Genomic DNA, 25,706 nt, shown 5'->3' with positions numbered 1-25,706 from the left:
CACCACAACGAGGGCGGGTCGGTTGGAGCCGATCGGGCCACCGACCGGGCATCCTCATTCGGATGGCCCGCCGAGTCTCCGGCAGGCGCATTACCACTGTACCCCGGAATCTCGCAGCTGTGTCGGGCGAATTCACCGGGTAGGCGCGTTTACGTGGACTCACAGTGAGTAGGTGTGGTGACTTGTGCCGCCTTTAGGCGAGCTATTGTGCGGAGCATGTCGACCGTAGAAAACGCATCTCCCGCCGACGACGGCGCCCCCGCCGAGGCCCGCGGTATCGCCGCCCAGGACTGGGCGACGGCCTCCACCTCGCCGCAGTACCGGGCCGCCGTCGTGGACCTGCTCGGCGCGCTCGCGTACGGAGAGCTCGCGGCCTTCGAGCGCCTCGCGGAGGACGCGAAACTCGCGCCCACCCTCGACGACAAGGCCGAACTCGCCGCGATGGCCTCTGCGGAATTCCACCATTTCGAGCGTCTGCGCGACCGGCTCGCGGCGATCGACGTCGATCCCACCGCCGCGATGGAGCCTTTCGCCAAGGGCGTCGACGACTTCCACCGCCAGACGGCCCCGTCGGACTGGCTCGAGGGCCTGGTCAAGGCGTACGTCGGCGACTCGATCGCCAGTGACTTCTACCGCGAGGTCGCCACCCACCTCGACACCGATACCCGCGCGCTGGTCGTCGGCGTCCTCGACGACACCGGCCACGGCGGCTTCGCCGTGGAGAAGGTGCGCGCCGCCATCGAGGCCGACCCGCGCTGTGGCGGACGGCTCGCGCTGTGGGCCCGCCGGCTGATGGGCGAGGCCCTGTCGCAGGCGCAGCGCGTGGTCGCCGAGCGCGACGCGCTGTCCACGATGCTGGTCGGCGGCGTCGACGGGATGGCGGCCGGCTTCGACCTGGCGGCCGTCGGCGAGATGTTCGCCCGGATCACGAAGGCCCACACGAAGCGGATGGCCGCCCTGGGCCTCGCGGCCTGAGGCCTTGCCCCTGACCCGGACCCCGCTCAGGGGTCCGGCTCGCGGTCAGCCCTGCGGGAGCGAAAACGGAGTCCTGTGGGGGCGGCTTCGGGAGCCCGGTGCGGGGCGCAGGAGCAGGGAGAGGACGACCGTCGAGACCAGGACGCCGCCGATGAAGGTCGCGGCCAGGGTGTTGTGGCCCGGGCCGAGGGCGGTGTGGGTGAGGTAAGCCCCGAATAGGGCCCCCGCCACTCCGCTGACCAGGACCGTTCTGGGGGACGGCAGCCGCTCGGCGAGTACCCGTACGGCGGCACTGGCCAGGGCGAGGCCCAGCAGGCCGGAGCCGAGCGCCTCCATCAGCAGCATCTGGTCACTCCCATGCGTCAGGGCAAACCGGGTCACTGCCGTCCTACCCGAAGCGGAAGAAAGGGAAACGGCCCGGCGGAGTCAACCGCCGGGCCGTTTCTCGTGGTTCTCGGTGCCTCAGAGCGCTCCGAAGCCGACCCTGCGCGCGCTCGGCTCGCCCAAGTCGACATACGACAGGCGGTCGGACGGCACCAGGACCTTGCGGCCCTTGATGTCGGTGAGGCTCAGCAGCGGCGCCTTGCCGGACAGCGCCGCGGTGACGACGCTCTCCAGCTCCTCGGCGCTCAGGTCGCTCTCCAGCACGATCTCCCGGGGTGCGTGCTGCACGCCGATCTTGACCTCCACGGCTTTGTCCCTCCGACGGTCCGGTTCGCGCGATCAGCCGCGCCGTACGCGGTCCACATTAGCCCGGCGAGGGGACACGATCGGCTCGCGGTGGACACGCTCGCAGCGAACAGCGTCCGAATCAGACGTCCGTGCCGTGCAGCGGGAAGCCGGCGATACCGCGCCAGGCCAGGGAGGTCAGCAGGCCGACCGCCGTGTCCCGGGCGACCGGGCTCTCGCTGGACAGCCAGTAGCGGGCCACGACTTGGGAGACGCCGCCCAGGCCCACGGCCAGCAGCATGGACTCGTCCTTCGACAGGCCGGTGTCCTCGGCGATGACGTCCGAGATGGCCTCGGCGCACTGGAGCGAGACGCGGTCGACGCGCTCGCGCACCGCGGGCTCGTTCGTCAGGTCGGACTCGAAGACCAGCCGGAAGGCGCCGCCCTCGTCCTCGACGTACGCGAAGTAGGCGTCCATCGTCGCTTCCACGCGCAGCTTGTTGTCGGTCGTGGACGCCAGCGCGGTGCGCACGGCGAGCAGCAGCGCCTCGCAGTGCTGGTCCAGCAGCGCGAGGTAGAGGTCGAGCTTGCCGGGGAAGTGCTGGTAGAGCACCGGCTTGCTGACGCCGGCGCGCTCCGCGATGTCGTCCATCGCCGCGGAGTGATAGCCCTGGGCGACGAACACTTCCTGGGCTGCGCCCAGCAGCTGGTTGCGCCGGGCACGGCGCGGCAGTCGCGTGCCCCGCGGACGCGTTGCCTCGGTCTGCTCGATGGCTGTCACGCCGCCTCCCACTTTCTTCAAGAACACAGTGCGCTCTGCGCCGCGCCGCCATCGTACTTTTCGGTAACCGGATCTGGTGGGTTCAAGCCGACTTTTCTCGCGGTACGGACTGCCTGGACACGCTGGTCAGCGGTAGTCCTCCTCGTCCAGTGGGACCACCCGGGCCTGCTCGGCGGCGTCCCCGTCGGTGGCCTCGCCCGGCTCCAGCTCGGTGAGCGGCTCGTCCTCCTCCGGCCGGAGGTCGGTCTGCTGCTCGGCCGCGTCCGCCTCGGGCGCCTCGGCGTCGAACGTCTCCGCGAACTGCTCCCGGAAAGTGTCCGGTTCCGCAGGATCGACAGTCATTCCGCTCCCCTCGCCTTCGCTCGTACCTCACTACGAGCCTAGGAGGATCGCGGGTCTGCCGCCAGGCGGTCCTGTGACCGCGGCCACAAGGGACAGGGGGCGGCGTGACGGTCTCGTAACATTGCCCCATGTCTTCGACCGAGCTGCCGGGTGTACGCTCCACCGCCCAGCCGACCTCCCAGGTGGGGGCCGTCCGGGTGGCCGAGGGGGAGCGGCTGCGCACCGTCGCCCTGCCGGGCCTGGAGCTGAACGTACGTTTTCGGCCACCCGTGCGGGACGGGCTGCCGCCCGCGCTCTTCGTGCACGGGCTCGGCGGCTCCTCGCAGAACTGGTCGGCGCTCATGGAGCGGCTGGCCGACAACGTCGACGGCGAGGCCCTCGACCTGCCCGGCTTCGGCTGGTCGCCGCCGCCCGCCGACCGGGACTACACCCTCACGGCGCTCACCCGCGCGGTCATCCGCCACCTCGACGCCGCCGGGCGCGGGCCGGTGCACCTGTTCGGGAACTCCCTCGGCGGGGCGGTCTCCACACGGGTCGCGGCCGTCCGGCCCGACCTGGTGCGCAGCCTGACGCTGGTCTCGCCGGCGCTCCCCGAGCTGCGCGTGCAGAAGGGGGCCGTACCCACCGCCCTGCTGGCCGTGCCCGGCATGGCCGCCCTGTTCGGGCGCCTGACCCAGGGCATGACCGCCGAGCGGCGCACCCGGGGAGTGACGGACCTCTGTTACGGAGACCCCTCCCGGGTGACGTCCGAGGCCTTCCGGTACGCCGTCGAGGAGATGGAACGGCGGATGGCGCTGCCGTACTTCTGGGAGGCGATGACCCGCTCCTCGCGCGGAATCGTCGACGCGTACACCCTCGGCGGGCAGCACGGACTGTGGCGGCAGGCACAGCGGGTGCTCGCGCCGACCCTGTTGGTCTACGGTGGCCGGGACCAACTGGTCTCGTACCGTATGGCGCGCAAGGCCGCCGCCGCCTTCCGGGGTTCGCGGTTGCTGTGTCTGCCCGAGGCCGGGCACGTGGCGATGATGGAGTACCCAGAGGTGGTGGCCGCCGCCTTCCGGGAGCTGCTCCGCGACACCGATCGAGATACCGAAGACGGCGAAGGCTGACGACCGTGGGACGACATAGTCGCAAGGCCCCCGCCCCTGCCCGTCCGGAGCCGGCGCCGGATCCGGAGGCCCTCCTCTACGAGCCCCCCTTCTACGAGCCCCTCTTCTACGAGGAGGCGCCGGGCGCGCGCAGGGTGCCCGAGCCCACCGTCAGCCACCAGGGGTACGCGCCCCCCGGCCGCCCCGGGCCGTACGGGCGGCCCGGCGGGCATCCCGAGCAGCGTGAACCCGGCGGCGCCTGGGGCGCGGGCCCGGTCCGCACGCCCGAGCCGGTCGGCGCCTACGGGGACTGGCGCGGGGTCCCGCGGACCTCCGTACCCCGCCGGCCCGTGCGGGACACCGGCACCCCCGCCTTCGGTACTCCCGCGATCGGCTTCCCCCAGGTCACCCCGGAGCCGCCGGCCCCGGCCCCGGCCCCGGCCGACCCCGTCACGAGCACCGGCTCACACCGGCGCATCCCCGGGCCGCGCGAACCCGTTCCTCCCGTCGTCGCCGAGCCGCCCGCGTCCGGGCGCGGTACGAAGATCCTCACGTACACCGGGATGGCCGCAGCGGCCGTCACCACCGTGCTCGCCGTCGTCGTCGCCGGACAGGTGGCCACCGAGGGCGACGCCGGCGCCAAGGGCGCCCGCGCCGCGGGGGACGACGGCGCCGACCGGCCCATGGGCGGCCGGTCCGCCGCCTCCCGCTCCGACGGCGACGGCCGCCCCACCCCTCCCGCCTCCCCGCCGCCCGCCCCGTCCAGCCCCGCGCCGCCGTTGACGTACGAGCAGCAGATGGCGCGGCAGTTGCCGATCGACGCGGGGCTCACCGGCCCGGGGACCTTCGACACCGTGCCCGGCGTCGCCAAGGCGCCCGGCAAGGGCAGGGTCGTGCGCTACCGGGTCGACGTGGAGCAGGGGCTGGACCTGGACCGGGCGCTGTTCGCCGAGGCCGTGCAGCGCACCCTCAACGACCCGCGCAGCTGGGCCCACGGCGGGGCGATGTCCTTCGAGCGGGTGCCGAGCGGCGAGACCGAGTTCGTGATCACGCTGGCCAGTCCGGGGACCACCGGCACCTGGTGCGCGAAGTCGGGGCTGGACACCACCGTCGACAACGTCTCCTGCGACTCCGCGTCCACCGAGCGCGTGATGATCAACGCCTACCGGTGGGCGCAGGGCTCGCCCACCTTCGGCCCGGACCAGATGTTCGCCTACCGTCAGATGCTCATCAACCACGAGGTCGGGCACCGGCTCGGACACGGGCACGTCAGCTGCCAGACCCCGGGCGCGCTCGCGCCGATCATGCAGCAGCAGACGAAGTCCCTCGACATCAACAACATCCGGTGCAAGCCGAATCCCTGGGTCTATCCCGGCAATTGACGGCTGCCACCGTTTCCTGAGGCTCCCCGTACCGCCCGATCCGGCGGCCGGGACGAACTCCTAGCGTGCTCGAACGCGGACCGCGCGGGAAAGTTACGACTCTTCACCCCTTCCAGTGGCGCGACGGACAACCGTCCGCCGTGCGTTGGCCATTTCCGCTTGAGTTCTTCCGCGGCGGGTCGCCGGACCGACGGCGACCGCCTGAACGGGAGATCGGGGGTGCCACTCGTGCGGATCGGACTACTCACGGAAGGTGGTTATCCGTATGTGGCGGGAGAGGCGAGGCTCTGGTGCGACCGGCTCGTGCGCGGGCTTCCGCAGCACGAGTTCGAGCTCTACGCGCTGAGCCGCAGCGCCGGGCTGGAGGAACGCGGCCGCGTCCCGCTCCCGCAGCACGTCATCCGGGTGAAGACCGCCCCGCTGTGGGCCCCCGCCGACGACGGGCGCACGTACTCCCGGCGCGAACGGCGCCGCTTCACCGCAAGCTTCACGGACCTGGTCCGCGGGATCTGCGCGGGCGGGGCCGATCCCTTCGCCGCCGGGTTCTACGGGCTCGCCGACCTCGCCCGCGAGCAGGGCGGAATGTACGCCGCCCTGCGCTCCGAGACGGCCGTGCGGGCGGTGGAGTCCGCCTGCCGGACGCAGGGCGCGAGCCGCGCCGTACAGGCGGCGCAGGTGCCGGACCTGCTCGACTTCGTGGACGAACTGGAGCGCGCGCTGCGGCCGTTGTCCCTCGACTGGTACGAGGAGTCCGGACGGCGGGGCCTCGGCGCGGTCGACGTCTGCCACGCCGCCGCGGGCGGGATCGCGGCGATCCCCGGGCTGCTGGCCAAACGCTTCTTCGGGGTCCCGCTGCTGGTCACCGAGTACGGGGTCCAGCTCCGCGCGCACTACCTCGAACGGGCCGGGACCGATGCCCGGCCCGCCGTACGCGCCCTCCTCGCCGCCTTCCACACCCGGCTGGCCGGTGAGATCTACGCCCGTGCCGACCTGCTGACCCCCGGCAACGCGCACGCCCGCCGCTGGCAGGAGCGCTGCGGTGCGGTGAAGGAGCGGCTGCGGACCGTGTACCCGGGGATGGAGGCGGACCGATTCGCCGCCGCCGGGGAGGACCCGGACTGCGGAGACCCCGACACACTCGTATGGGTCGGCCGGATAGAGCCGGCCAAAGACCTGATCGCCCTGCTGCACGCCTTCACGGAGATCCGCAAGGCCGCGCCGCGGACCCGGCTGCGGATCTTCGCCACGGCGGCCGCCCCCGGATACCTGGCCGACTGCCGTTCGCTGGCCGCGCAACTCTTCCCCGACGAGGCCGCCGACGCGCGCACGGTCGGCGAGAACCCCGTCACCTTCGAGGAGATCGGCGGACCCGAAGCGCCGTCACCGGCCGACGCGTACGCCGCCGGGCGGATCGTGGTGCTGTCCTCCGTGATCGAGGGCTTCCCCGTCACGCTCGCCGAAGCCATGTTCTGCGGCCGGGCCACCGTGTCCACCGACGTCGGAGCCGTCTGCGAAGTCATCGGCGGGACCGGGCTCGTCGTTCCACCGCGCAACCCCCGGGCCCTGGCGGACGCCTGCCTGGCACTGCTGCGGGAGCCGGAACGGGCCCAGCGGCTGGGGGCGGCGGCGCGGGCCCGGGCGGTGGAGCTGTTCACCGTCGAGCAGAACGTGGGCGCCTTCCGGGAGATCTACCTCCAGTTGCTCGCGCGGGGTGCGGGGCGGGCGGGGTCGGAGATCCCGTTCGAGTACCCGGCCGAGGCGAGGGTGCCGGGGCACTGGACGACGCCCGCCTGGGCCTCCGGCTCCGCTGTTGGCTCCGCCGGGGTTGCGGGGGTGGAGGTGTGACCACGGTCGATCCGTACGCCGGGGCCGGTGCGGCTGGTGCGGCGCCGTTGCCGGGGCTCCGCCCCGGACCCCGCGCCTCGAACCCCGGCGGGGCTGAAAACCCCCGGCGGAGGGGCGGTGGGGATCCCGTCAAGACGCTGCTGCACCGGCATCGGGAGTTGTGCGAGCGGGCCGTCGACGCGTTGGAGATCGCCGCCGGGCTGGAGGCGTACGGGATCACCGACCGGACCGCCGCGCGGTTCCGGCACCGGGACGTCTTCTCCCTCGCCGAGGAGCTCTACGCCCGGACGCCCTACGGCGATGCCCCGCCCGCCGCAGCCCCGTACGGGGTCCCGTACGGGCCGCGGGCCCTGCGCGGCTTCGGGTACGCCCTGCTGCCCGGCGCCCTCGCCGTCGGCGCGGCCGCCACCGGCACGCCGGGGGCCGGGGTCCTCGCGGCGCTCGTCACCGTCGTCGCGCTGGTGTGGCCGGGGCGAACCGCCGGGGGGCGGTTCCCCTACGCCGCGCACCTGTTCGCGACGGCCGCCGTCGGCTGGGCCGTCCACCGGCACGGCCCGGCCCTCGGCGCCGCCCTCGCGCTGGCCGTCGCCCCCGCACACCTGACCGCGGCGGTCTTCGCCGCCCGCGCGCGGCGCAGGCTCGCCGGCAGCCGGGCCCTGGAGGACTTCGCCGCCGGGGCGCGGCCGCTGCTCGCCGGGGCCGTCCTGCTCTTCACCGCGGCCGCCACGGGGGCGGCCGCGGTGACCGGAGCCGCCTTCGCGGCGGCCGTGCCGTTCGCGGTGCTGCTCTTCCTCGCCCGGCTGCTGCTCGTCCACGGCGCGCACCGCGCACCCGTGGGCCTGGCCCTGGCGCTCGCCCTGGTCCCGGACCCGGCGGCGGTGCCCGCCGCGGTGGCGGGGCTCCTCGTACACGCCTTCCTCGCGCTGTCCCGCGCCTCCGCACACGCGCGGCCCTGAGCCCTCCGGATCCGACACCGGAGCGGCGTACCCCCAGACCGACCCCACCACCCAAGGAGAAACAGGATGACCGGCCAGCCAATCAACCAAGGGGCCGCGCGATGAGGGTGCTGCTGATCGGAGCCAACGGTTACCTCGGCCGCTACGTCGCGGACCGACTGCTCGCCGACCCCGCCGTCCAGCTCACCGCGCTCGGCCGCGGCGACGACGCCGACGTCCGCTTCGACCTCGCCACCGGCAGTCCCGGCGCCCTCACCCGGTTCCTGGACGCCGTCCACCCCGGCGTCGTCATCAACTGCGCGGGCGCCACCCGCGGCGGTGCCCGGGAGCTCACCCGGCACAACACCGTCGCCGTCGCCACCATCTGCGAGTCGCTGCGCCGCAGCGGCTGCGGGGCCCGGCTCGTCCAGCTCGGCTGTTCCGCCGAGTACGGGCCCAGCCAGCCCGGATCGTCCACGGCCGAGGACGCCGTGCCGAGACCCGGCGGACCGTACGGCGTCAGCAAGCTCGCCGCCACCGAGCTGGTGCTCGGGTCGGGGCTGGACGCCGTCGTCCTTCGGATCTTCTCGCCCGTCGGCCCGGGCACCCCGGCCGGCTCCCCGCTGGGCCGGCTCGCCGAGGCCATGCGGCGCGCGATGCAGTCCGGGGACGGGGAGCTCAAGCTCAGCGGGCTCGGCGTGCAGCGCGACTTCGTCGACGTACGGGACGTCGCGCGGGCCGTGCACGCCGCCTCGCTCTCCGCGGCCCAGGGCGTCGTCAACATCGGCACCGGCCGCGCGGTCCGGCTGCGCGAGGCCGCGGGCGTGCTGGCCCGGGTCGCCGGGTACGCGGGCGCCCTGCACGAGCTGGACGTACCGCAGCAGCCGCACGCCCACCCCGGCCGCCCGCCGGGCCTGGCCGCCATCGGCTCGCCGCGTTCCGAGGCGACGGCCGAGCAGCTCGCCGCCGCGGCCCCCCAGCCGTACCCCTATCCCGACGGCTGCGGAGCCTGGCAGCAGGCCGACGTCCGCACGGCCCGCGACCGGCTGGGCTGGCGGCCCCGGATCAACCTGGAGGAATCCCTCGCCGACATCTGGATGGAGGCGGCGTGCCGTATCTGACGACGCCGCCCGGGATCGCGGCGACCACCGGGGCGGGCCGCCTCGGCCTCGGCATCCCCGGCTACGCGCACCCGCTGCTCGCCCCCGTCGAGTGGGCCGAGCTGACCCGCCCCGGGACCCCGCTGCACTGGGCCGTGCTCAATGTCACGGACGGCCCGGGTGGCCGGCCCGACCCGCACTGCACGGAGGCGGCCGCGAAGCTCCGCGGCGCGGGCGGCGTCGTCCTCGGCCATCTCGCCATGCGGGACGGATCCCGCTCCTTCGGGGAGCTGGTCTCCGACGCCCACCGCTTCCGCGACTGGTACGGGGTGGGCGGCTTCTACCTGGCCCAGGCCCCGGCCGACCGGGCCGAACTGGCCTCGGTCCGCCGGGTCGTGGACACCCTGCGCGGGCTCGGCGAGGACCTGTGGATCGTGCTGGGGCACGGCACCCACCCGTACGAGGGCTACACCGAGACCGCGGACCAGCTGGTCACCTTCTCCGGGGCGTGGGCCGACTACCGGTGGTCGCAGGTGGCGGAGTGGACGGCCGACCATCCGCCGGAGCGGTTCTGCCACCTCGTCCACGGGGTGCCCCGCACCCACCTGGAGGAGGCGACGCGGATCGCCCGCTGGCAGGGTGCCGGGACCATCTGGTTCACGGACCGGCGCGGAGCCGGGAACCGGGACCCGTGGGCGTCGATGCCCGGGTACTGGGACGAAATCGTCTCGCGGATCGGACCGGGTGTCTCGGAATGAAGGAGGGCGTGGCAGTGTTACCGGTCAGAACAACCCTTTGAATGCTCCCCGCCCACCGCGGGGATGACCACCGCCTGGAGTCCCCGTGTCGCTGCCACCCTTGGTTGAGCCAGCCGCTGAGCTCACCGTTGACGAGGTCCGCCGGTACTCGCGGCACCTGATCATCCCGGACGTCGGGATGGACGGGCAGAAGCGCCTGAAGAACGCCAAGGTGCTCGCCGTGGGCGCCGGCGGACTCGGCTCGCCCGCCCTGATGTACCTGGCCGCCGCCGGTGTCGGCACGCTCGGCATCGTGGAGTTCGACGAGGTCGACGAGTCGAACCTGCAGCGCCAGATCATCCACAGCCAGGCGGACATCGGCCGTTCCAAGGCCGAGTCGGCCCGTGACAGCGTGCTGGGCATCAACCCGTACGTGAACGTGGTCCTTCACGAAGAGCGGCTCGAAGCCGAGAACGTGATGGAGATCTTCAGCCAGTACGACCTCATCGTCGACGGCACGGACAACTTCGCCACGCGCTACCTGGTCAACGACGCCTGCGTGCTGCTGAACAAGCCGTACGTGTGGGGTTCGATCTACCGCTTCGACGGCCAGGCCTCGGTCTTCTGGTCCGAGCACGGCCCGTGCTACCGCTGCCTCTACCCCGAGCCCCCGCCGCCGGGCATGGTCCCGAGCTGCGCCGAGGGCGGCGTACTGGGCGTGCTCTGCGCGTCCATCGGGTCCATCCAGGTGACGGAGGCCATCAAGGTCCTCACGGGTGTCGGCGAGTCCCTGGTCGGCCGCCTGATGATCTACGACGCCCTGGAGATGCAGTACCGCCAGGTCAAGGTCCGCAAGGACCCCGACTGCGCGGTCTGCGGTCCGAACGCGACCGTCACCGAGCTCATCGACTACGAGGCCTTCTGCGGCGTCGTGTCGGAGGAGGCCCAGGAGGCGGCCGCCGGCTCGACGATCACTCCCAAGCAGCTCAAGGAGTGGATCGACAACGACGAGCCCATCGAGATCATCGACGTCCGTGAGATCAACGAGTACGAGATCGTCTCGATCCCCGGCGCGAAGTTGATCCCCAAGGGCGAGTTCCTGATGGGCACCGCCCTCCAGGACCTGCCGCAGGACAAGCGCATCGTCTTGCACTGCAAGACGGGTGTCCGCAGTGCGGAAGTCCTCGCGGTCCTGAAGTCCGCGGGCTTCGCGGACGCGGTGCACGTCGGTGGCGGCGTCATCGGCTGGGTCCACCAGATCGAGCCCGAGAAGCCGGTCTACTAGCCACGTCATGCCGCAGGGGCCGTACCGCGCCACGTGCGCCGGTACGGCCCCTCCGGCATGTCCGTGGCCTGCGCCGCCTCCGCCGTGCCCGCCGTGTCCGCGGGCTGCCTGGCGGCGGTGCAGACCGTGCCCGGGCCCGGGACCTTCCCCTCCAGCAGGTATTCGTTCACCGTCTGCTGCACGCACGGGTCGCCGCTGTTGTACGCGCCGTGCCCCTCGCCCTTGTACGTCATCTCCACGCCCACGCCGGGGCCGAGCCGCTCCACCATCTTGCGGGCGCCCTCGTACGGGGTCGCCGGGTCGCCGGTGTTGCCGATCACCAGGATCGGGGCGGCGCCGGGGGCGGAGACGTCCGGGGCTTCCCACGCGCCCGCGACCGGCCAGCCGGTGCAGCTCATCATCGCCCAGCCGAGGAAGTCCCCGAAGACCGGCGAGGCCGAACGGAAGGCCGCCAGCCGTGACTTGGTCTCCTCCAGCGTGTAGCGCTCCTTGGAGTCGGCGCAGTTGATTGCCGTGTTGGCCGCGCCGATGTTGCTGTAACGCCCCTGCTGGTCACGCCCGTTGAGCGCGTCGGAGAGGGCCATCAGCAGCTGCCCCTGACCGCCCTCCGCCTCGTCCAGCCCCTGCTCCAGCAGCGGCCACAGCTCCTTCGAGTACAGGGCCTGCGCGATGCCGTTGGTGGCGGCGGTCTCGGTGAGCTGCCGGCCGCCGATGCCCGGGATGGGCCTGGCGGCCAGCTCCTTCTGGAGCTTGATGATGTTCGCCTCGATCTCCTTGGCGGTGCTGCCCTGGAGCCGGCAGGCGTCACCCCGGTCCACGCAGTCCTGGGCGAAGTTGCCGAGGGCCAGCTGGAAGCCCTCGGCCTGGCCGAGTGCGCCCTCCTCGGCGTCCTTCGTCGGGTCCACGACGGCGTCGAAGACCGCCCGGCCGACGTTCTTCGGGAAGAGGTGGGCGTAGACCCCGCCCAGTTCGGTGCCGTAGGAGATCCCGAAGTAGTGCAGCTTCTCGTCGCCGAGGGCCTGGCGGATGCGGTCCAGGTCGCGGGCGGCGTTGGAGGTGCCGACGTGGGGGAGGATCTTGGCGGACTTCTCCCGACAGGCCTGCTGGTAGTCCCTGATGTTCTCGATGAAGGCCTTCTCCTGCGCGGGGGTCGTGGGAGTGGCGTCCTGGGCGTAGTACGCGTCGAGCTGCCGGTCGTCCTCGCAGCGGACCGGGGTGCTGCGGCCGACCCCGCGAGGGTCGAAGCTCACCAGGTCGTACCGGGCGCGCAGGGCCTCGTACTCCTTGGCGGCGCCGGGAAGCGTGGTGATGCCGGAGCCGCCGGGGCCGCCGAAGTTGAAGACGAGCGAGCCGATCCGCTGGTCACTGTTGCGTGCCTTGGCGCGGATCAGGGCGATCGGGATGGTCTCGCCCTCGGGCTTCGCGTAGTCGAGCGGCACGTCCAGCGTGGCGCACTGCCAGTCCTTGCCGGGTGCCTGGCCGCCGCCCTCGATGGGGGAGGGGATGGGGCACTCGCCCCACTTGAGGGGCTTGACCTCCGTGGCGCCGTCGGCCCGCGGTCTCTTTCCGTCGCCGCCGTCGGAACAGGCGCCGGTGGTGAGCAGCGCGGCGGCGAGGGCGGCGGCAGCGGCTGTCCGCAGGACGATTCTCGGCATGTACCCATCCTGTGGCCGCCCGCACCCCGGCGCCCGCGCGCTGACCCGTCCGGGGGACGCGCGCCCCCGTCCCGGGAACGCGCGCCCCGGCCGGGCGCGCGGAGCTAAATGGCTTCCTTACGGGTCAGGAAGTTGAACGACAGCCAGCCCGGCAGCACCGGCAGCCAGAAGGTCATCAGGCGGAACAGCAGCACCGCCGAGATGGCGACCTCCTTCTCCAGGCCCGCCGCGATCAGGCCCAGGGTCAGGGCGCCCTCCACCGCGCCCATGCCGCCCGGCGTCGGCGCGGCCGACCCCAGGGCGTTGCCGGCGAGGAAGACCACCGCGATGCTCGCGTAGCTGATGGCCTCCCCGCCCCCGAAGGCGCGGATCGACGCGTCCAGGCACATCACGAAGCAGCCGGTCAGCAGCAGCATCCCGCCGATGCCCGTCACCAGCTTCTGCGGCCGCTGGAGCACGTCCAGCATGCGCGGCACCACACCGGCGAACAGCGCCCGTACCCGCGTCACCACGAACTTCCGCAGGAACGGCACCGCCGTCACCACCAGCACCAGCACCGCCACCGTCAGCAGACCCGCGATGACCGTGCGGGACGGCGTCATCTCCGGGGTCTTCTCGGTCCCGGTCAGGTAGCCGAAGGCCAGCAGCAGCAGGATGTGGCTCGCCAGCCCGAAGAGCTGCGACGCCCCCACGCTGGCGACCGCCAGCCCCGGGCGGACCCCCGCCCGTTGCAGGAACCGGGTGTTCAGCGCGACTCCGCCGACCGCCGCCGGAGCGACGAGCTTCACGAACGACCCGGCCACCTGCGCGAGCACCGTCCGCAGGAAGGGCACCCGCTCCGGTACGAAGCCCAGCAGGCTCATCGCCGCCGCGAAGTAGGTCAGCGCCGAGAAGGCGAACGCCGCCCCGACCCAGCCCCACTGCGCCTGCCCGATGATCTTCGCGAAGTCCACGTGCGCGAACTGCGTGAGCAGGAAGTACGCGGCGAAGGCGGCCGCGATGAACGACACCAGCGTGCGGGGCCGGATCCGCTCCAGCCGGGCCGGCTCCACCGGCGCCTGCGGGCGGATCAGCAGCACCTGCCGGCGGATCTGGCTCAGCAGGTCCTCCTCGCGGGCGTCTTCGAGCGCGTCGTCCAGGGCCCGCTTCTCGGCCTTGCGTTCGGCCGCCGCGCTGGCCGCCGCCGTCGCCGGGGCAGTGGCCGCGGCCGAGGCGTCCGCCTCGCGCGCCGCCTTCGCCGCGCGCGAGGACTCCAGTACGGCCTCCCGCTGCCGCTCCGACCGCTCGCGGGCCAGCTTGCGCAGGGTCGCCCGGGTGGAACGGCTCAGCGCGATCGGCTGGAGCAGCGGCAGGCAGTCCGCCACCGCGTCCGGCCCGAGCACCGACACCGCCGAGGCCACCGCGCGCTCGGCGCCGACCCGCAGGCCGAGCGTGGTGAGCAACTGCGCGATGTCCATCCGCAGGACCAGGTCCCCGGCCGCGATCTCGCCGCCCCGCAGGTCGGTCAGCGTCACCTTGCCGGAACGATCCACCACCAGCGCGTCCGCGGTGAGCCGGCGGTGCGCGATCCGGCGCGACTGGAGGGCCCGTACCTGCTCCCACGCGTTGCGGCTCAGCTCGTCGGTGATCTCCTCGTCGGGGAGGGAGTCGAAGGTGCGGCCGCCCAGGTGCTCGTAGACGAGCATCACGGCGTCCGGGCCGAGCTCGGAGGTGGCGATCAGCTTCGGCGCGTTGGCCCCGGCGGCGATGGCGGCGTAGGCGAGCAGCGCCTCCTGCTCCAGCGCCTGGCGCAGCGACTGGAGGCTGCGCCGGGTGGTGATCCCGCGCAGGGTCAGCCGTCGCCAGACCCGGTAGAAGAAGCCCTGCGCCTGCTGCTCGCGGTCCACGACGGTGACGTCGAGCGGTGGGCCGTCCTCAAGGGTGACGTGGTAGCGGCGGCCCCGGTCGCTCACCTCGGAGTTGCTCTCGTCGGGGGCCTCGGCGCGCATCGCGCTGACCGGCTGGAAGCCGACGCGGCGCAGCCCGGCGAGGAGGTTCTGGCCGGTGGGGCGGACGTTCGGCGAGCCGACCGCGTAGAGGGTGCCGTACGCGACGCTCCAGCCGATCAGCACGGTCAGGATGATCGAGAAGGGAGTGGTGTACCCGCTGACCAGCATCGCGAAGGCGTCGAGCAGCAGGACCACCCACAGCGCCACCCGCCAGCGCGGGCGCCGCGCCATTCCGACGGCGGTCATGTACGCGATGACGGGCGCGAGGTAGCCGTGCACCGGATCGGTGAGGGTCTGCCCGACGCCGGTGGACTGGGTCAGGGCGTCCTGGATGGTGCCGGGGGCGGCCTGCGAGACCCACAGGTCGGTGGCGAGGGTGATGCCGTGCGCGAGGACGGCGGCGAGGACGCCGTCGGCGATGCGCAGGCCGTCGCGCTTGATCATCCGTTCGATGGCGAAGGCGACGGGTACGAGGAGGACGGCGATGCTGGACACCAGGCCCGCGATCTTGATCAGCAGGTCCGGAGCCTGGCCGGTGCCCTTGGTGATGTCGGCCTCGAGGCCGACGGTCGTGCCCTGGGCGAAGGCGGCGATGGCCAGGACGACGGCGATGCCGAGGATGCCGACGAGGAGGCGTACGAGGTCGGAGGGGCGGTGCACGCGGGCGGCGAGCAGCGGCTCGTCGACCTCGACCTGGTCGGCCGCGGTCGGGGCGTGTCCGTGGTGCGGCTCGTCGGCGTGGTCCGGGCGCGGACCCGGGGGCGGGTCGGCCGGGAGCGGCTCGCCCGGGCGCGGGTGCGCGTGCGCGTCGCGCGGCTCGCCCGGCCGCGGATCTGGGTGCGCGCCCTCGTCCCTCGTCGCGCCGTCCGGAGGGCTCACACCCTGCTCCTTCGCCGTCACTTCCGTCTCTTCTTGATCACGTATCACCAGTCACCGCCCGGAAGATGGTGGCACGGACCGGCCACCCAGCGGGGCAGCAGGGTGCGCGCCGGTGCGGAAGCGAAGCTTCCGTCCGCATGTCCGTGGCATCGGGCACCATGGGCGGGATGAGCGAAGAGCTGCCCGCTTACGCGGAGCGGGTGCTGGAGGTGGTCGAGCGGATTCCGCCCGGCCGGGTGATGACGTACGGCGACGTCGCGGAGTGGCTCGGCGAGGGCGGACCGCGCCAAGTCGGGCGTGTCATGGCCCTGTACGGAGGAGCCGTGCCCTGGTGGCGTGTGGTGCGGGCGGACGGCGTACCGCTGCCCGGCAGCGAGCGGCGCGCCCTGGAGCACTACCGGACGGAGGGCACTCCGCTGCGCGAGAGCAGCGGCGGTGAGCCGCGAGTGGCGATGCGGCCGGCCCGCTGGGACGGGATTCATGGGTGATCGTCTGATCTGTTGATAGTGACTTGGACCGTGTCCTGGCGGCTGGACTGTCGTTCTTCCCGGTAGATCGGTCCGCCACAGGGGGTGGGCCGACCAAGAATCCGCCCCGTGCCCAGGTAGCGACGCGGGGTCCCCGCCCTGCCCGGGTCCATACCGGGTGGAAAGCGTCCGGCGGGGCGGCTGCCCCAGCCACCGAACCCCCGCAGCCAGCGGCGACACAGGCGGCAGGTACCGCACACGATGAGCATCCCACCGCAACCAGCGGCGTGGGCATGCGGCCCACCGCAGGCATCCAGAACGCGCACGGCAGCAGGCGCCGCTTTCCGGGCAGGCCCGCAAACCCAGGCCCGCCCAGGAAAACCTAAGCTCATCCGAGACGCTCACACCTGACAGCTTCGGCCATGCGACGCCCGAGTGGGCGGTCGAAGGCCCGTGCGGAGATCCGTACGGGGCACGCGCGGGACCGGATGACGGACCCGGGGGAACCACCCCGAGTCCGCCGGTTGCCGTAGCGTTGCCTCTTCGGCAACCGCAGACCCACCAGGACCGGCACCCCACGTGATCACCTCTTCCTCCGGCCGCGCAGAGCGGCGTACGCGGACTCCTGACGCGTACCGCCTGGTGCGCACCGGGCCGGAACGGGTGGCGCCCCCTGTGCTGGACGCAGCGCAGCGCGCTGTGGTTGATCACACCCGGGGTCCGCTGCTCGTCCTGGCCGGACCGGGCACCGGCAAGACCACCACCCTGATCGAGGCGGCCGCCGCCCGCGTCGAGGCCGGAGTCGACCCGGCCCGCATCCTGATCCTCACCTTCAGCCGCAAGGCGGCGGTGGAACTGCGCGACCGGGCCGCCCTGCGCCTCGGCGGCGCACGGGCTCCGCAGGCCACCACCTTCCACTCCTTCTGCTACGGGCTCGTCCGCGCCCACCAGGACCACGAACTCTTCGCGGACCCGCTGCGGCTGCTCTCCGGGCCCGAGCAGGACGTGATGGTCCGCACCCTGCTGGAAGGCCAGCGCCGGCTCCGCTCCATCCGCTGGCCGGACGACCTGCGGGCCGCCCTGACCACGCGCGGCTTCGCCGACGAGGTACGGGCGGTCCTCGCCCGCGCCCGCGAACTGGGCCTCGGCCCGGCCGCCCTCGACTCCTTCGCGACCCGGATCGGCCGCCCCGACTGGAAGGCGGCCGCGGCCTTCCTCGCCGAATACCTCGACGTCCTGGACATGCAGGGCACGCTGGACTACGCCGAACTCCTCCACCGGGCCGTGCTGCTCGCCGAACGCACCCCGGCCCTCGCCTCGGCCTACGACGTGATCTTCGTGGACGAGTACCAGGACACCGACGCCTCGCAGCTGCGGCTGCTGCGCGCGCTGACCGGCCCGGGCGGCACGCTGGTCGCCTTCGGCGACCCGGACCAGTCGATCTACGCCTTCCGGGGCGCCGACCTCGACAACATCCTGGACTTCGAGACGTCCTTCCCCGGAGCGGCCGTCCGCGCCCTGACGGTCGGCCGCCGCTCGGGCTCGGCCCTGCTGGCCGCCACCCGCCTCCTGACCACCCGCATGCCGGTCCCGCGGCTTCCCGCGGCGGCCGTGCGGGCCCACCGCGCGCTCCAGCCGACGCGGGAGGGCGGCCGGGTCGAGGTGTACACGTACCCCACGGCCGGCGCCGAACTCGACAACATCGCGGACATCCTGCGGCGGGCGCACCTGGAGGACGGGGTGCCGTGGCAGGACATGGCCGTCCTGGTCCGCTCCGGCGGCCGCACCCTCCCCGCGATGCGCCGCGCGCTGATCTCGGCGGGCGTCCCGACGGAAACGGACGGCGCGGGCACCCCCCTCCGCCACGAACCGGCGGTCGCCCCCCTCCTGACGGCCCTCCGCCTCACGGCAACGGCGGCCACCCCGACCCCGGTCTCCGGCAGCCTCCCGACCCCGGCCCCTGCCTCCGGCGGGCTCCCGACCCCGACCCCGGTCTCCGGCGGGCTCCCGACCCCGACCCCGGTCTCCGGCGGGCTCCCGACCCCGGTCTCCGGCGGGCTCCCGACCCCGGCCCTTGCCTCCGGCGGGCTCCCGACCCCGGCCCAGGACGCAAACGCGGCCCGGCACCCGGCTCCGGAGGGGGCCGCGGTTCCGGGCGGAGCCCCGGTCTCGGGCGCGGCCTTCGGCGGGGACGCCGTCGCGCATCCGGCTCCGGCTTCGCCGAAGGCCTCCCGGCAGGCCTCCGTCGGCGGGGATGGCCTGCCGCACGCGGATACGGTGCGGCCCGCGGACTCCGTCCCGGGCGGAGTCCTGGACCCCGGCACGGTGGCCGTCCCCCACCCGGCTCAGGCGCCGGACGCAGAGGCCCCCACCGAGCCGGCCGCGCCGGTTTCCGCCGACGCGGCCCCCGAGCAGTGGGTCGGCGTCGAAGACGCCATCGCGTTGCTCGGGTCCCCGCTCGGGGGGATGGACGCCGCCGACCTGCGGCGGCTCGGGCGGGCGTTGCGGGACGAGGAGCGGGCCGCCGGGGTCACCGCACCCGCGCCCTCCGACGTCCTGCTCGCCCGCGCCCTCGCCGAGCCCGAGCGGCTCACCGCCCACGACCCCGCGTACGCCCGCGGAGCGCAACGCCTCGGGCTGCTCCTGCGCAAGGCCCGTGAGCTGCTCCAGGGCGGCGGCACCGCCGAAGAGGCCCTGTGGACCCTGTGGGACGGCACCCCGTGGCCGCAGCGCCTGGAGCGGAGCGCCCGCCGCGGCGGCACGGCCGGCCGCAACGCCGACCGTGACCTCGACGCCGTCTGCGCCCTCTTCGACACCGCCGCCCGCGCGGAGGAACGTACGGGCGGCCGTGGCGCCCTGAACTTCCTCGAACAGCTCGGGGCCGAGGACATCGCCGCCGACACCCTCACCGCCCGCGCGACCCGCCCGGACGCCGTCCGACTGATGACCGCGCACCGTTCCAAGGGCCTGGAGTGGGGCCTCGTCGTCGTCGCCGGCGTCCAGGAAGGGCTCTGGCCCGACCTGCGCCGCCGCGGTTCCCTCCTCGAAGCCGACCGCATCGGCCGCGACGGCCTCGCCGAGCCCCTCACCCCCCGCGCGCTCCTCGCAGAGGAACGGCGGCTCTTCTACGTCGCCGCCACCCGCGCCCGCCACCGCCTCGTCGTGACCGCCGTCAAGGCGCCCGCCGAGGACGGCGACCAGCCCTCCCGCTTCCTCACCGAACTCGGCGTCACCCCCAAGGACGTCACCGGCCGCCCCCGCCGCCCCCTCGCCGTCCCGGCGCTCGTCGCCGAGCTGCGCGCCACCACCGTCGACCCGGCCGCCTCACCCGCCCTGCGCGACGCCGCCGCCCGCCGCCTGGCCCGCCTCGCCGCGCTCACCGACGACGAGGACCGCCCCCTGGTCCCCGCCGCGCACCCGCAGCGCTGGTGGGGCCTGTACGAGCCCACCCGCAGCAGCGTTCCGCTCCGCGACCGGGACCGGCCGGTCGCCCTCTCCGGCAGCGCCCTGGACCAGCTCGCCAACACCTGTTCCCTCCAGTGGTTCCTGGGCCGCGAGGTCAAGGCCGACGCCCCCTCCACCGCCGCCCAGGGCTTCGGGAACGTCGTGCACGTCCTCGCCGACGAGGTGGCCTCCGGCCGCACGCCCGCCGACCTCGCCGTCCTGATGGAACGCCTCGACTCCGTCTGGGACGCCCTCGCCTTCGACGCCCCCTGGAAATCCCGCCAGGAGAAGGACAACGCCCGCGCTGCCCTGGAACGCTTCCTGCGCTGGCACACCACCGACCGCGGGGGCCGGACGGCCGTGGCCACGGAGCACGACTTCGACGTCACGCTCGAAGCGGGCGAGTACGCCGTTCGCATCCGGGGGTCCATGGACCGGGTCGAATCGGACGCGCAGGGGCGTGCGTACGTCGTCGACTTCAAGACCGGCAAGGCCGCGCCCACGAAGAAAGAGGTCGACCGGCACCCCCAGCTCGCCGTCTACCAGCTCGCCGTCCGCGAAGGCGCCGTCGACGAGGTCTTCGACGGGCAGCGCCCGGAGCCCGGTGGCGCCGAGCTCGTGCAGCTGCGCCAGGGCGCCGCCAAGAAGGACGGCGGCGGGGAGATCCCGAAGATCCAGGCGCAGCAGCCGCTCGTCGGCGGCGCGTCCGGCGAGTGGGTCGGCGACCTGCTGGCCACCGCCGCCGGGCGGGTGCTGGACGAGCGGTTCGCTCCCGCCACCGGCGAGCACTGCAAGCGCTGCTCCTTCCGCAGCGCGTGCAGCGCCCGCCCGGAGGGCCGCCAGACCGTCGAATAGAACGGCGGCAAGCGTTGTCGGTCCCTGCGGCTAGCCTCTTTACGTGTCCGCGCGTGCGTCCGTCCTCACCGATCCCGAGCAGCTGAAAGAGCTCCTCGGGATCCCCTTCACGCCCGAACAGCTGGCCTGCGTCACCGCCCCGCCCGCCCCCCAAGTGATCGTCGCGGGCGCCGGATCCGGCAAGACCACCGTCATGGCCGCCCGCGTCGTCTGGCTCGTCGGCACCGGCGCCGTCGCCCCCGAGCAGGTCCTCGGCCTGACCTTCACCAACAAGGCCGCCGGTGAACTGGCCGAGCGCGTACGCAAGGCCCTCGCCCGCGCGGGCATCACCGACCCGGACCCCTCCCCGGCCGACATCGAAACCGGCGCGGCCGGCGGCGAGCCGCGCATCGCCACCTACCACGCCTTCGCCGGTCAGCTCCTCAAGGACCACGGCCTGCGCATCGGCCTGGAACCGAGCGCACGGCTGCTCGCCGACGCCACCCGCTTCCAGCTCGCCGCGAAGGTGCTCCGCGAGGCCCCCGGCCCCTACCCCTCGCTCACCAAGTCCGTCCCCGACCTGGTCAGCGACCTCCTCGCACTCGACGGGGAACTCTCCGAGCACCTCGTCACCCCGGAGGACCTGCGCGCGTACGACACCGCGCTCCTCGACACCCTCGCGGACGCCAAGCTCACCAACGAAGACCTGCGCAAGGTGCCCGAGGCGGTGCGCGGACGCCTCGAACTGCTGGAACTCGTCTCCCGCTACCGCGCCGCCAAACGCTCCCGCGACCTGTTCGACTTCGGCGACCAGATAGCCCTCTCCGCGCAGCTCGCCACCACCCGGCCCGAGGTCGGAACGCTGCTGCGCGAGGAATTCCGGGTCGTCCTGCTCGACGAGTACCAGGACACCTCGGTCGCCCAGCGGCTGCTCCTGTCCGGCCTGTTCGGCGGAGGTACCGGGCATGCGGTGACCGCCGTCGGCGACCCTTGCCAGGCCATCTACGGCTGGCGCGGCGCGTCCGTGGCCAACCTCGACGACTTCCCCGAGCACTTCCCGCACGCCGACGGGCGGCCCGCCACCCGCCTCTCCCTCAGCGAGAACCGGCGCAGCGGCGGACGCCTGCTCGACCTGGCCAACGGCCTCGCCGGCCCGCTGCGCGCCATGCACGAGGGGGTCGAGGCGCTGCGCCCCGCGCCGGGCGCCGAGCGCGACGGCTCGGTGCGCTGCGCGCTGCTGGAGACCCACGCCGAGGAACTGGAGTGGCTCGGCGACTCCGTCGCCCACCTGGTGCGCACCGGCAAGGAGCCGGGTGAGATCGCCGTGCTGTGCCGGTCCGCCGCCGATTTCGCGCAGATCCAGGCCGTGCTGGTGGCCCGTGACGTGCCGGTGGAGGTCGTCGGCCTGTCCGGGCTGTTGCACCTCCCGGAGGTCGCCGACCTCGTCTCGGTGTGCGAGGTGCTCCAGGACCCCGGTGCCAACGCCGCCCTCGTCCGGCTCCTCATCGGCCCGCGCTGGCGGATCGGCGCCCGCGACCTGGCGCTGCTCGGCCGCCGGGCCCGGCAGCTGGTCGCCCGCCCCTCCGGGCCTGACGCGGGTCCCGACGGGCGCCTCGCGGCGGCGGTCGAAGGCGTCGACCCGGCGGAGATCATCTCCCTCGCGGACGCCCTGGAGACCTTCCTCGACGGCTCCGGCCAGTCCCCGGACGACCTCCCCTTCTCGGCGGCCGCCCGCGTGCGGTTCGCGCACCTCGCGCAGGAGCTGCGGGACCTGCGGCGTTCGCTCGCAGACCCGCTGATGGACGTACTGCACCGGGTGCTGTCCGTCACCGGCCTGGAGGTGGAACTGTCCGCGTCCCCGCACGCGCTCGCGGCCCGCCGCCGCGAGACCCTGTCGAACTTCATGGACGTGGCGGCCGGCTTCGCCGCGCTGGACGGCGAGGCGACCCTGCTCGCCTTCCTGGGCTTCCTGCGCACCGCCGCCCAGTACGAGAAGGGCCTCGACCACGCCCTCCCGGGTGGGGAGAACACCGTCAAGGTGCTCACCGCCCACAAGTCCAAGGGGCTGGAGTGGGACGTCGTGGTGGTCCCGGACCTGTGCGCGGGGGCCTTCCCGAAGGAGAAGCCGCCGGAGTCCTGGACCTCGTACGCCAAAGTGCTCCCGTACGAGCTGCGCGGCGACGCCCCGACGCTTCCCGGGGCCCCCGCGTGGACCTCGGCCGGCCTCGCGTCCTTCAAGGCGGCCCTGAAGGCCCACAAGGCGGTGGAGGAGCTGCGCCTTGGTTACGTGACCTTCACCCGCCCCCGTTCCCTCCTTCTGGCCTCCGGCCACTGGTGGGGACCGACCCAGAAGAAGCGCCGCGGCCCGTCAGCCTTCCTGACCGAGCTCTACGAGCACTGCGCGGCCGGGTTCGGTGAGATCGAGGCCTGGGCGGACGAGCCCGCCCCGGACGCCGAGAACCCGGCCCTGGCCTCGGACACCACCCCGGACCACTCCTGGCCCCTGCCCCTGGATCCCGAGTCCCTCGCCCTGCGCCGTCGGGCGGCGGCCCTGGTGGAGTCCTACCTGTCGGCCCCGCCCCCGGAGGAGGACGCCTACCTCTGGCCGCCGGACTGCGAGGAACCCGCGTACGACGACGCCCCGGACGACCCCTGGTCCGAAGCGGCCCCGGCCGAGCCGGACGACCCCTGGTCCGAGGCCCTGCCGGCCTCGGAGCCGCCCGCCGCCCGGCCGACCCCGCCCGCCGCAGCCGACGACCTCTGGCCGGAGGCCGAGTCCTGGGCGCCCGCCGCCCGGGCGCCGGGGGGCGCGGGGGGCGACGCCCCGGTTCTGGGTTCGGGCCGTTCGGCGGGGCCGGGCTCGGCGGAGGCCGCTGGGGGCGATGACCTCTGGCCGGAGGCCGAGTTCTGGGCGCCCGGGGCCGCAGGCCACGGTCGCGCCGGGGTCCGAGGCAGCGCCCCGGTTTCGGGAAGGGGCGGGGTGGGGGAAGAACCCGCCCCCGTCACGCCGGCCGCCCCGGCAGGACCGGACGTCGGCGACGGCGCGGCCGGGCCCGTGGTCCGAACCGACGTGCAGGACGACGACCTCTGGCCGGAGGCCGGCCCCCGGGACCCCGCCAGGCCCGGCCGGCGCGACCTCACCCCCGAGGACGCCCGCGCGGTGGCCTCCTGGGACCGTGACCTCGAGGCCCTGGAGGGCGAGCTCCGCCGTGCCCGCGCAGCCGTGCGCGACGTCGAGCTGCCCTCCGCCCTCTCCGCCAGCCAGCTGATGCGCCTCGCCGCCGACGAGCAGGGCTTCGTACGCGACCTCGCCCGCCCCATGCCCAAGCCCCCGCAGCCCGCGGCGCGCCAGGGCACACGTTTCCACGCCTGGGTCGAGTCCCGCTTCGACGAGTTGCCGCTGCCCCTCCTCGACATCCTCGACCCCGCCACGGAACTGCCCGGCTCCGACCAGGAGGTCGCCGACGAGGCCGACCTCGACTCCCTCAAGGCGGCCTTCGAGCGCAGCGAGTACGCCGAGCGCACTCCGTACCGGATGGAGGCCCCGGTGCAGCTCACCCTCGCCGGCCGGGTGATCCGCGGCCGGATCGACGCCGTGTACCGCGACCCGGACGGCTCGTACGAGGTCGTCGACTGGAAGACCGGCCGTACCAGCCAGGCCGATCCGCTCCAGCTCGCCGTTTACCGGCTGGCCTGGGCCGAAGCCACCGGAACCCCCCTCGACCGGGTCGGCGCTGCCTTCCTGCACGTCCGCAGCGGACGCGTGATCCGCCCCCGTGACCTGCCCGACCGGGCCCGCCTTGAGCGGATCCTCCAAGGGGATACGGGCCCGGACGGTGCCCACCAGGCGGACAGCTAGGCTCGTGGGCATGAGCGACCTCCCGGCGGACAGCGTCGTCCGCACGTACATCGACACCCACCGCGCGACCTTCCTCGACGACCTCGCCGAGTGGCTGCGCATCCCTTCCGTCTCGGCGCAGCCCGAGCACGCGGGTGATGTACGGCGCAGCGCCGAATGGCTCGCCGCGAAGCTCAAGGAGACCGGCTTCCCGGTCGCCGAGATATGGGAGACCGACGGCGCCCCCGCCGTCTTCGCCCACTGGCCGAGCGCCGACCCGGCGGCCCCCACCGTCCTCGTCTACGGTCACCACGACGTCCAGCCCGCCGCCCTCGCCGACGGCTGGCACACCGAGCCCTTCGAGCCGGTCGTCCAGGACGGCCGGATGTACGGGCGCGGCGCGGCCGACGACAAGGGCCAGGTGTTCTTCCACACCCTGGGCGTACGGGCCCACCTCGCCGCCACCGGCGCCGCAGCCCCCGCCGTGCACCTCAAGCTCCTCATCGAGGGCGAGGAGGAGTCCGGTTCCCCGCACTTCCGCGCGCTCGTCGAGGCCCGCGCCCCGGAGCTGGCCGCCGATGTCGTGATCGTCTCCGACACCGGCATGTGGTCCGAGACCACCCCCACCGTCTGCACCGGCATGCGCGGTGTCGCCGACTGCGAGATCGACTTCCACGGGCCCGACCAGGACATCCACTCCGGTGCCTTCGGCGGGGCCGTGCCCAATCCGGCCACCGTCGCCGCCCGCCTGGTCGCGGCGCTGCACGACGAGGACGAGCGGGTCACCATCCCCGGCTTCTACGACAACATCACCGAGCTGACCGACGCCGAACGCCGGCTGATCTCGGAGCTGCCCTTCGACGAGGCCGAGTGGCTGCGTACGGCCAAGTCCTACGCGGCGGCGGGCGAGGCCGGGTACTCCACCCTGGAGCGCGTCTGGGCCCGCCCGACCGCCGAGGTGAACGGCATCGGCGGCGGCTATCAGGGCCCCGGCGGCAAGACGATCGTGCCCGCCTCCGCCCACCTGAAGCTGTCGTTCCGCCTGGTGTCGGGGCAGGACCCGTACGAGATCGAGGCGGCTGTCAAGGACTGGGTCGCGGCCCGGGTCCCCGCCGGGATCCGGCACTCCATCACGTTCGGCGCGCCGACCCGGCCCTGCCTCACGCCGCTGGACCACCCGGCGCTGCGGTCCGTCGTACGGGCCATGGGCCGCGCCTTCGGGCAGCAGGTCCGCTTCACGCGCGAGGGCGGCTCCGGACCGGCGGCCGACCTCCAGGACGTCCTGCACGCGCCCGTCCTCTTCCTCGGGATCTCCGTACCCTCCGACGGCTGGCACTCGCCGAACGAGAAGGTCGAGCTGGACCTGCTCCTCAAGGGCGTCGAGACGACCGCCTACCTGTGGGGCGACCTGGCCGACCACTGGAAGACGGCCTGACGCATCCGCCCACGCACGACGCACGCA

General features: G+C 73.8%; 18 protein-coding genes. 12 read left to right on the top strand and 6 right to left on the bottom strand.

What is annotated here, in order from left to right; all coding sequences use genetic code 11:
- Positions 1-216: 216 nt before the first annotated feature.
- Positions 217-975: a ferritin-like fold-containing protein gene (locus ACWDYJ_RS17285; protein WP_451566387.1), complete on the top strand. Its 759-nt coding sequence runs from the start codon at positions 217-219 to the stop codon at positions 973-975.
- 45 nt (positions 976-1,020) lie between these two features.
- On the opposite strand, the gene ACWDYJ_RS17280 is transcribed toward ACWDYJ_RS17285, so the two are convergent.
- The 4 genes from ACWDYJ_RS17280 to ACWDYJ_RS17265 form a co-directional block, all read right to left on the bottom strand.
- Positions 1,021-1,320, bottom strand: a complete 300-nt coding sequence (locus ACWDYJ_RS17280) for a hypothetical protein (protein ID WP_451566386.1) — start codon at positions 1,318-1,320, stop codon at positions 1,021-1,023.
- Between the two features lie 117 nt (positions 1,321-1,437).
- Positions 1,438-1,665, bottom strand: coding sequence for a DUF3107 domain-containing protein (locus ACWDYJ_RS17275; protein ID WP_451566385.1), 228 nt, complete (start codon positions 1,663-1,665; stop codon positions 1,438-1,440).
- Between the two features lie 121 nt (positions 1,666-1,786).
- On the bottom strand, positions 1,787-2,425 hold the full coding sequence (locus tag ACWDYJ_RS17270; RefSeq protein WP_451566384.1) for a TetR/AcrR family transcriptional regulator: 639 nt from the start codon (positions 2,423-2,425) through the stop codon (positions 1,787-1,789).
- A 126-nt stretch (positions 2,426-2,551) separates the two neighbouring features.
- A complete protein-coding gene (locus tag ACWDYJ_RS17265; RefSeq protein WP_451566383.1) occupies positions 2,552-2,767 on the bottom strand; it encodes a hypothetical protein in 216 nt (71 codons plus the stop codon).
- Positions 2,768-2,895: 128 nt separating this feature from the next.
- Between ACWDYJ_RS17265 and ACWDYJ_RS17260 the strand changes: the two genes are divergently transcribed.
- The 7 genes from ACWDYJ_RS17260 to moeZ all read left to right on the top strand — a co-directional run bounded on the left by ACWDYJ_RS17260 (position 2,896) and on the right by moeZ (position 11,139).
- Positions 2,896-3,876: an alpha/beta fold hydrolase gene (locus ACWDYJ_RS17260; protein WP_451566382.1), complete on the top strand. Its 981-nt coding sequence runs from the start codon at positions 2,896-2,898 to the stop codon at positions 3,874-3,876.
- 5 nt (positions 3,877-3,881) lie between these two features.
- Positions 3,882-5,237: a DUF3152 domain-containing protein gene (locus ACWDYJ_RS17255; protein WP_451566381.1), complete on the top strand. Its 1,356-nt coding sequence runs from the start codon at positions 3,882-3,884 to the stop codon at positions 5,235-5,237.
- A gap of 228 nt (positions 5,238-5,465) precedes the next feature.
- Positions 5,466-7,082 carry a DUF3492 domain-containing protein gene (locus ACWDYJ_RS17250; protein WP_451566380.1) on the top strand — a complete coding sequence of 539 codons (1,617 nt, stop codon included), beginning with the start codon at positions 5,466-5,468 and terminating at the stop codon, positions 7,080-7,082.
- Positions 7,079-8,038, top strand: coding sequence for a hypothetical protein (locus ACWDYJ_RS17245; RefSeq protein ID WP_451566379.1), 960 nt, complete (start codon positions 7,079-7,081; stop codon positions 8,036-8,038). Before ACWDYJ_RS17250 ends, ACWDYJ_RS17245 begins: the two co-directional genes overlap by 4 nt.
- Positions 8,039-8,139: 101 nt before the next feature.
- The gene (locus ACWDYJ_RS17240; RefSeq protein WP_451566378.1) at positions 8,140-9,138 is read left to right on the top strand and encodes an NAD-dependent epimerase/dehydratase; all 999 of its coding nucleotides are present in this window, start codon (positions 8,140-8,142) and stop codon (positions 9,136-9,138) included.
- Complete coding sequence (locus tag ACWDYJ_RS17235) at positions 9,126-9,875, top strand: spherulation-specific family 4 protein (RefSeq protein ID WP_451566377.1); 750 nt, start codon at positions 9,126-9,128, stop codon at positions 9,873-9,875. The genes ACWDYJ_RS17240 and ACWDYJ_RS17235 overlap by 13 nt, the downstream gene beginning before the upstream one ends.
- Positions 9,876-9,960: 85 nt before the next feature.
- Positions 9,961-11,139, top strand: a complete 1,179-nt coding sequence (gene moeZ / locus ACWDYJ_RS17230) for an adenylyltransferase/sulfurtransferase MoeZ (RefSeq protein WP_451566376.1) — start codon at positions 9,961-9,963, stop codon at positions 11,137-11,139.
- Positions 11,140-11,144: 5 nt separating this feature from the next.
- Here moeZ and ACWDYJ_RS17225 read toward each other — a convergent pair whose 3' ends face one another.
- Together ACWDYJ_RS17225 and ACWDYJ_RS17220 are read right to left on the bottom strand one after the other, a co-directional pair.
- Positions 11,145-12,794 (bottom strand): alpha/beta hydrolase, encoded by a 1,650-nt coding sequence (locus ACWDYJ_RS17225; protein WP_451566375.1) that lies wholly within the window; start codon positions 12,792-12,794, stop codon positions 11,145-11,147.
- Between the two features lie 104 nt (positions 12,795-12,898).
- Positions 12,899-15,661 carry a lysylphosphatidylglycerol synthase transmembrane domain-containing protein gene (locus ACWDYJ_RS17220; RefSeq protein ID WP_451566374.1) on the bottom strand — a complete coding sequence of 921 codons (2,763 nt, stop codon included), beginning with the start codon at positions 15,659-15,661 and terminating at the stop codon, positions 12,899-12,901.
- Positions 15,662-15,819: 158 nt separating this feature from the next.
- Between ACWDYJ_RS17220 and ACWDYJ_RS17215 the strand changes: the two genes are divergently transcribed.
- The 4 genes from ACWDYJ_RS17215 (at position 15,820) to ACWDYJ_RS17200 (ending at position 25,679) form a co-directional block, all read left to right on the top strand.
- A complete protein-coding gene (locus tag ACWDYJ_RS17215; protein WP_451566413.1) occupies positions 15,820-16,149 on the top strand; it encodes an MGMT family protein in 330 nt (109 codons plus the stop codon).
- 621 nt (positions 16,150-16,770) lie between these two features.
- Positions 16,771-20,427: a UvrD-helicase domain-containing protein gene (locus ACWDYJ_RS17210; protein ID WP_451566412.1), complete on the top strand. Its 3,657-nt coding sequence runs from the start codon at positions 16,771-16,773 to the stop codon at positions 20,425-20,427.
- A gap of 43 nt (positions 20,428-20,470) precedes the next feature.
- Positions 20,471-24,265 (top strand): UvrD-helicase domain-containing protein, encoded by a 3,795-nt coding sequence (locus ACWDYJ_RS17205; RefSeq protein ID WP_451566373.1) that lies wholly within the window; start codon positions 20,471-20,473, stop codon positions 24,263-24,265.
- Positions 24,266-24,275: 10 nt separating this feature from the next.
- Entirely contained in the window at positions 24,276-25,679 is a 1,404-nt protein-coding gene (locus ACWDYJ_RS17200; RefSeq protein WP_451566372.1) for a dipeptidase, read from the top strand.
- The last annotated feature ends 27 nt before the right edge of the window (positions 25,680-25,706 follow it).

It is taken from the genome of Streptomyces sp. NPDC003042 (genome assembly GCF_053591315.1).
Note: the sequence above shows the minus strand (reverse complement) of the source record. Positions and strands in the feature narration are given on the sequence as shown.

What these genes read in the sequence shown, in the direction of transcription:
- ACWDYJ_RS17280 (WP_451566386.1), bottom strand. Translation starts at nt 1,320, where the DNA reads ATGCTGCTGATGGAGGCGCTCGGCTCCGGCCTGCTGGGCCTCGCCCTG.
- ACWDYJ_RS17200 (WP_451566372.1), top strand. Translation starts at nt 24,276, where the DNA reads ATGAGCGACCTCCCGGCGGACAGCGTCGTCCGCACGTACATCGACACC.
- ACWDYJ_RS17225 (WP_451566375.1), bottom strand. Translation starts at nt 12,794, where the DNA reads ATGCCGAGAATCGTCCTGCGGACAGCCGCTGCCGCCGCCCTCGCCGCC.
- ACWDYJ_RS17285 (WP_451566387.1), top strand. Translation starts at nt 217, where the DNA reads ATGTCGACCGTAGAAAACGCATCTCCCGCCGACGACGGCGCCCCCGCC.
- ACWDYJ_RS17260 (WP_451566382.1), top strand. Translation starts at nt 2,896, where the DNA reads ATGTCTTCGACCGAGCTGCCGGGTGTACGCTCCACCGCCCAGCCGACC.
- ACWDYJ_RS17265 (WP_451566383.1), bottom strand. Translation starts at nt 2,767, where the DNA reads ATGACTGTCGATCCTGCGGAACCGGACACTTTCCGGGAGCAGTTCGCG.
- ACWDYJ_RS17215 (WP_451566413.1), top strand. Translation starts at nt 15,820, where the DNA reads ATGGGCGGGATGAGCGAAGAGCTGCCCGCTTACGCGGAGCGGGTGCTG.
- ACWDYJ_RS17240 (WP_451566378.1), top strand. Translation starts at nt 8,140, where the DNA reads ATGAGGGTGCTGCTGATCGGAGCCAACGGTTACCTCGGCCGCTACGTC.